Source organism: Candidatus Methanoperedens nitratireducens (genome assembly GCF_900196725.1).
In the GTDB taxonomy this organism is placed as follows: domain Archaea; phylum Halobacteriota; class Methanosarcinia; order Methanosarcinales; family Methanoperedenaceae; genus Methanoperedens; species Methanoperedens nitroreducens_A.
Genome location: NZ_FZMP01000083.1, coordinates 1 through 5,389, shown reverse-complemented (window position 1 = coordinate 5,389; position 5,389 = coordinate 1). Strand labels below are relative to the sequence as shown.

The 5,389-nt window shown below is 40.2% G+C and carries 4 protein-coding genes; all 4 read right to left on the bottom strand.

What is annotated here, in order from left to right:
* Window positions 1–6: 6 nt before the first annotated feature.
* Window positions 7–531: a hypothetical protein gene (locus MNV_RS06260; RefSeq protein WP_096204541.1), complete on the bottom strand. Its 525-nt coding sequence runs from the start codon at window positions 529–531 to the stop codon at window positions 7–9.
* Window positions 532–628: 97 nt separating this feature from the next.
* Window positions 629–2,062: a hypothetical protein gene (locus tag MNV_RS06255; protein WP_096204539.1), complete on the bottom strand. Its 1,434-nt coding sequence runs from the start codon at window positions 2,060–2,062 to the stop codon at window positions 629–631.
* A gap of 9 nt (window positions 2,063–2,071) precedes the next feature.
* Window positions 2,072–2,713, bottom strand: a complete 642-nt coding sequence (locus MNV_RS06250; RefSeq protein ID WP_096204537.1) for a response regulator — start codon at window positions 2,711–2,713, stop codon at window positions 2,072–2,074.
* A gap of 4 nt (window positions 2,714–2,717) precedes the next feature.
* Window positions 2,718–4,193: a PAS domain-containing sensor histidine kinase gene (locus MNV_RS06245; RefSeq protein WP_179293833.1), complete on the bottom strand. Its 1,476-nt coding sequence runs from the start codon at window positions 4,191–4,193 to the stop codon at window positions 2,718–2,720.
* Between the last annotated feature and the right edge of the window lie 1,196 nt (window positions 4,194–5,389).

The window sequence follows — 5,389 nt, the reverse complement described above, 5'->3', positions numbered from 1 at the left end:
TATAGGTTAGCTGGCGAAGTCAGGTTTATCAATCAGATAACCCATCATTACAAATAAAGCTTCCATGGATAGGAAAGTGAACATAATTGAGGCGGTAGATTGTGGAATCGTATCGTTTGCTGTCTTTAGATTTGCCTGCATTACCATTATGCTTCCGATGATCAGTGCAAACAGGAAGCCGTTGACCTTCCAGTGCGTATTTTTCCTTCTTGAAATGAGCCATGCAAAAAATAGTATTATGGAGGCATAAAATACCTTCATAGCGACAACCCCCTGTCCACCAGAGGAAATATAGACAAAACGCACAAGCGGGTTTGTTTCGTACATAACTCCCCTTTTTTCCATCATATAAACTGCAGTTATACTGTCGCCAATACCGTATGTTATAAATGATAATAAGAACAACAGCCGTTGCAGGGTCACCACGCTTAAAAAGTAGTTTACCAGCAAAATAATATCTGTTATGAGATATTTTTCTCTCTTTTTTTGATTTACGGCTTCTACAGCTGACGTTTTCCTATCTGTGTCCATTAATAATCTCTAACTTATGTGACGATAATCCACCATTTATGCCCGGGATTATCACATGCGCTTCCCAGGGTCTTAATAATTCTGGTAGGGAAGTACATCATTTCTTAGGTCTCCTATCTATGAAAATATCCAATACCAGGAATAGAATGCCAGCGATGTATTGCATGGCTATCTTCAATATATTTTCCACCAGCGATTCAACGGACAGGAAGTAAAAGGAGATTGCTGTTCCAAGTGACAGGAGAATTCCTGCGAAAAATAGAGAGGAACTGATGGTGAATATTCTTTTTTCTCTTTTTCCTGCAAGGGAATAACCCGTTGCCAGCAGTACTATACCGAAGAGAACAGCTTCAAGGAATACGTCCTCATAGATAGCCGGAAAAGTGATGATAGATACGGCGCCAAGGAAAGCCATGATGAGACCTGTACAGGAGATTTTTCTCCCGTTCTGGCATACTGCACGAGGCCAGATCAAGCTCATGAAGCCAAGGCGGATGCTCTGAATCTTAGCTCTGAATGCACTTCGAATGACATCTTTCAGACTTATTTTCAAAGCTCTAATTTCCGACTCTGTCCTGATAACATGCAGGGGAGCAGGCTTCTCAATGACTTCCTGGCTCTTGATTCTGGACAATGCCTGTTCCAATATGCTCTCTTTTTTTGCCTCTATTTCAGGTTTTTCAGCCCTGGCTTTCTTTGAAATCTCTATTTCCTCTCTGAGCTTTGCAATCGAGAAAAGAGGTATGCCCATAGTTATGTATCTATAGTAATAGTACATTGCGGCTACATAGAAAAACAGCCCGATGAAGACGATGAAAAGTGCCTGGTAGGGCGCAAGGAATATTCGAAGAACAATACTGAGCGTAGGAAGGGCTGCTATGAAAAAGGCAGGCATGTATACACCTCTCGGGTCAAAAAGAATACCGAAGTATTTTGCCATCAATACCCACCAGGCTATGCCCAGTATGATTATACTGTAGGGCACCATTTCGTAAGGGTGAGCTTCAAGATACACATAGAGACCTATACTGATATTGGTGAGCAGCGCAACATAGAAGAGAAATTCCCACCATTTAGTGGAAACCGCGCTTTTACTTTCCTGTTGAACTGCTGTGCTTTCGATGCTGCGCTTTTCCATGGTCTCAAGCTTATCCATCACCTTTTCCACGACCAGTCGCTGCCTTATGACTTCCTCGATGAAAGGTCTTGTATAGAGAACAAAGTCCTCGAATTCTTCCCCTATCTTCCCGGAGAGCATTCTGTTCAGGGCGGCTATGCGGTAGAGACCGAAGAAGCAGGAGATTGCTCCGTAAGCAGAAGCAAGCATCAGTCCCATGCGGAAGATTATAGAAAGGGTTATGTCTATTCCTCTGGTACTAAAAGTAGATTCGAGGTCGCTGAACAGCACAACAGCGCCTGTTGCAAGGATTATGCCGCCAAGGAGGAGCCCGATATAAGTGCCTGAGTCCTGCTGCTCAAGAGCAGCCATGGGTTTTTTCTCTGAAAGGGTCTCTGTTTCTATCTCATTCATAGGACAAAATTATGCTACTTCTTCAATTCTTTTTAAGCTTTCCATCAATTTTTTCCCTGCAGGGGTCAGCATATATATTTTCTCACTATCCTGTTCAATGACATTATACGACTTCAGGATACGCAGATGAAAGCTGAGCTTTGTGGCATCATCTATTTTAAGATTTTTTTTAATCTCTGTGAACTTCAGTTTTCCTGCCTTATCAAGAAGTTTTACTGTGTTTTTCCTTATCGGATTCGATATCGCCTTAATGACATCTGAATCAAGGATTTGAGGGCATTTTTCAAGCTCTGCTTCTGCAAGAACTTTCCGGATTTTAGTTTGGACCTCATCTATCTTGAATGGTTTCGTTATATAATCTGAAGCACCGACTTTCATAGCCTCCACCGAGTTTTCGATTGTTCCGTAGGCGGTAATTACGATCACGCATGTTTTAGGTTTTATACGTTTTATCTCCCTCAGTACCTCCATTCCTCCCATGACCGGCATGATAAGATCTGTCAGGACTACCTCAAAATCCTTCTTCCTGATCCTGTCAAGCCCCAGTTGACCGTTCCCGGCAGACTCAACCCTGTACCCTTCGTCAGTCAATATTTCAACTAGGCCATCCCTCATTTTCCTGTCATCCTCTATTACTAAAATATTTTTCATAATATCAAACCGGCAATTTTACTGTGAACATAGTGCCGTTTCCTGTCTCGCTTTTCACTTCTATTGACCCGTTATGGCGTTTGATAATCCCGTAGCAGACCGAGAGACCAAGTCCTGTTCCTTTGCCCTGCTCCTTTGTTGTGAAGAACGGGTCAAATATTTTATCCAGATTTTCCTCTGGTATGCCGCAGCCGTTATCGGATATGCTGATCTCTATATGATCCTGTTTTGATGTAGTTCTAATCATTATTTCTCCGTTTTTTTCAATTGATTGAATTGAATTTCTGAGCAAGTTCATGATGACCTGTTGGATCTGACCGCTATCTGCAAGGATAGGTGGAAGAGGTACAAGGTCAGTGGTTACCTTGATATCATTTAGTTGGGGATTCAGGATGCTAAGTACTTTTTCTATCTCCTTATTTATATCTATTCGGCTTAGTTTGGGTTCTGATTGCCTTGCGAAGTCAAGCAGTCCTTTCACAATACTTGCTGCCTTATTTACCTCATCATCGATGATAGTGAGCTTAGCTTTAGTATCGTCGTCCTTCGTATTTTTTAGCAGCATCTGGGCATAAAGAGAGATATTACCAAGCGGATTATTTATCTGATGGGCGGTTCCTGCTGCCAACTCACCTATCGTGGCGAGTTTTTCAGCTTGCAAGAGTTGCTTTTGAAGATTTTCTTTTTCTTTAAGATATGTGATATCCCTGATGATCCCCACAAATGCCATAGGTTCACCTTTTCTATCCTTAATCATAGAAGTAGTTAGCAAAATAGGTAATTCTCTCCCATCCTTATGTTTGACCATGAGCTCCCCAACCCAGCATCCCCTCTCTTTTATACCCGGAATAATCACTTCGCCTGCAAACTCCGGGTCTGAATTCATCTCATTGAGATGCTTTCCCTTGAACTCTTTGGGAGAGAAGCCGTATATTTTCTCTACAGCCTTGTTAGAGTAGATTACATATCCGTCCAGATCTACGATCTGAACACCATCCGGCGCCTCTTCTAAAGCTACCGCAAATATTCTAAGCGCCTCTTCTGCCCTTTTGCGTTCTTCAATATCGCTTAAGAGCTTCTTTTTCTCTGTCACGTCGGTATTGATGAGAAGTATAGAGTTCGGTTTCCCGTCGCTATCGCATACAAGGGTCCAGTGACTTTCTACAATGATTTCCTTACCTTCTTTTGTTCGTTGCCGCAGTTCACCAGTCCACTCTCCCTTCTCAATCACCACTTTTCTGGCCTGGATGAGTGCAGGTGATTCTTCTTTGTACAAAAGCAGAGCGGTATTTTTGCCAATAGCTTCATCTTTTGTAAAACCATACAATCGCGCAGCGCTTTTATTCCAATAGATAATGCGGTGTTCCAGATCCCGAACAATAATGGCATCATTTGCTTTATCAAGAAGAGCAGCCTGGTTTCGTATTTTCTCCTTGGCACGCTTGCGCCCTGCAGCCTCCTCTATATTGAAAATGTTCATTATATACCACAGAGACAAGGCAATTCCCATAGCAGTCATAGCGCGGAAGATTAGAACAGGAATGCCAAACCGGGAAATAAACGATGTATAGTTTACTGCCGAAGCCGGAAAAAAGCTGTCTCTGGGAACAATCAATCCTCCCAGTACTCCGTAAACCCCGAAAAGTAAAGCAGCGCAAATAAAATATTTTTTAACCCGGATGCTCCTTAATTTCTCAGATTCGCTCTGATAATATAAAAGAAATCCAATAGCGATTAAAATCCCACCTGGAAAACCCAAAAAGTATCTTACTAAAATATCAAGGAGAACATTATTATTCCAGAAACTTTTTCCACCTAAATATATTAAAAGCAAAAAAAATAAAATTACTATTATTGATGGGAACCAGATGCTTAGCTTTTTTCTCCTGCTGATATTAATCAGTTGATAACCAAATAAGAATAAGAATAGATATGATATTATTAAAAAAGTAGGACCCAGTATTTTTAAAAAAATAAGCTCTTCTTTGACTGCTGTGAACATTTGTATAAATTCAAATATTCCATGAGTAATCCCAAAAAAAGCCAAAAGCCATAAAATGTTCAGCAATTTATATTCGCTTTTTTCGGTTGTTCTAAGCTGTATGAAGATAGTAATCCCCAGGATTAAAAAGGCGAGCCCGTAAATAAAGAAGCCAAAATATAGATTCCTAATAAAAAAGTCTGTTAACATACGTTTTTTTATAGTGAGGAGATTGATGAAGCTTTTTATTAATGTGTAATTCTCATTCTAGCTGGAAAGTTGATATTTCAAATAATAAACATTAGAAGACTAATTTTTCATTTCTTTGGCGTCTGTGTTTTTTATTTCTTATTATTTGGGAAGCTCCGCCAATAAGCATTAGTACCAAAACTGACACCGGGAGAGCAAAGACAAGTCCGAGAACCAAAGCTAAGAATATCGTTGAAATCGAGACGAACGGTTTAAGAAAGAACAATGTAAGAACTACTCCGGCGAAACAGATCAATAGTCCAAATCTCATTTTCTCATAAGTCATTTCTTATTACTTACGTTTTAAATCAATGTTATAAAAACATTATTTGAAATAAAGTTATAATGGAGTTGATTTATTGAAAAAATTTTCAATTTGCAAGAGCTTTCTGGATTTTACCCTGAACTTCATCTATCTTATACGTTTTATCTCCCTCAGTACCTCC

What these genes read in the sequence shown, in the direction of transcription:
- MNV_RS06255 (WP_096204539.1), bottom strand. Translation starts at nt 2,062, where the DNA reads ATGAATGAGATAGAAACAGAGACCCTTTCAGAGAAAAAACCCATGGCT.
- MNV_RS06260 (WP_096204541.1), bottom strand. Translation starts at nt 531, where the DNA reads ATGGACACAGATAGGAAAACGTCAGCTGTAGAAGCCGTAAATCAAAAA.
- MNV_RS06250 (WP_096204537.1), bottom strand. Translation starts at nt 2,713, where the DNA reads ATGAAAAATATTTTAGTAATAGAGGATGACAGGAAAATGAGGGATGGC.
- MNV_RS06245 (WP_179293833.1), bottom strand. Translation starts at nt 4,193, where the DNA reads ATGAACATTTTCAATATAGAGGAGGCTGCAGGGCGCAAGCGTGCCAAG.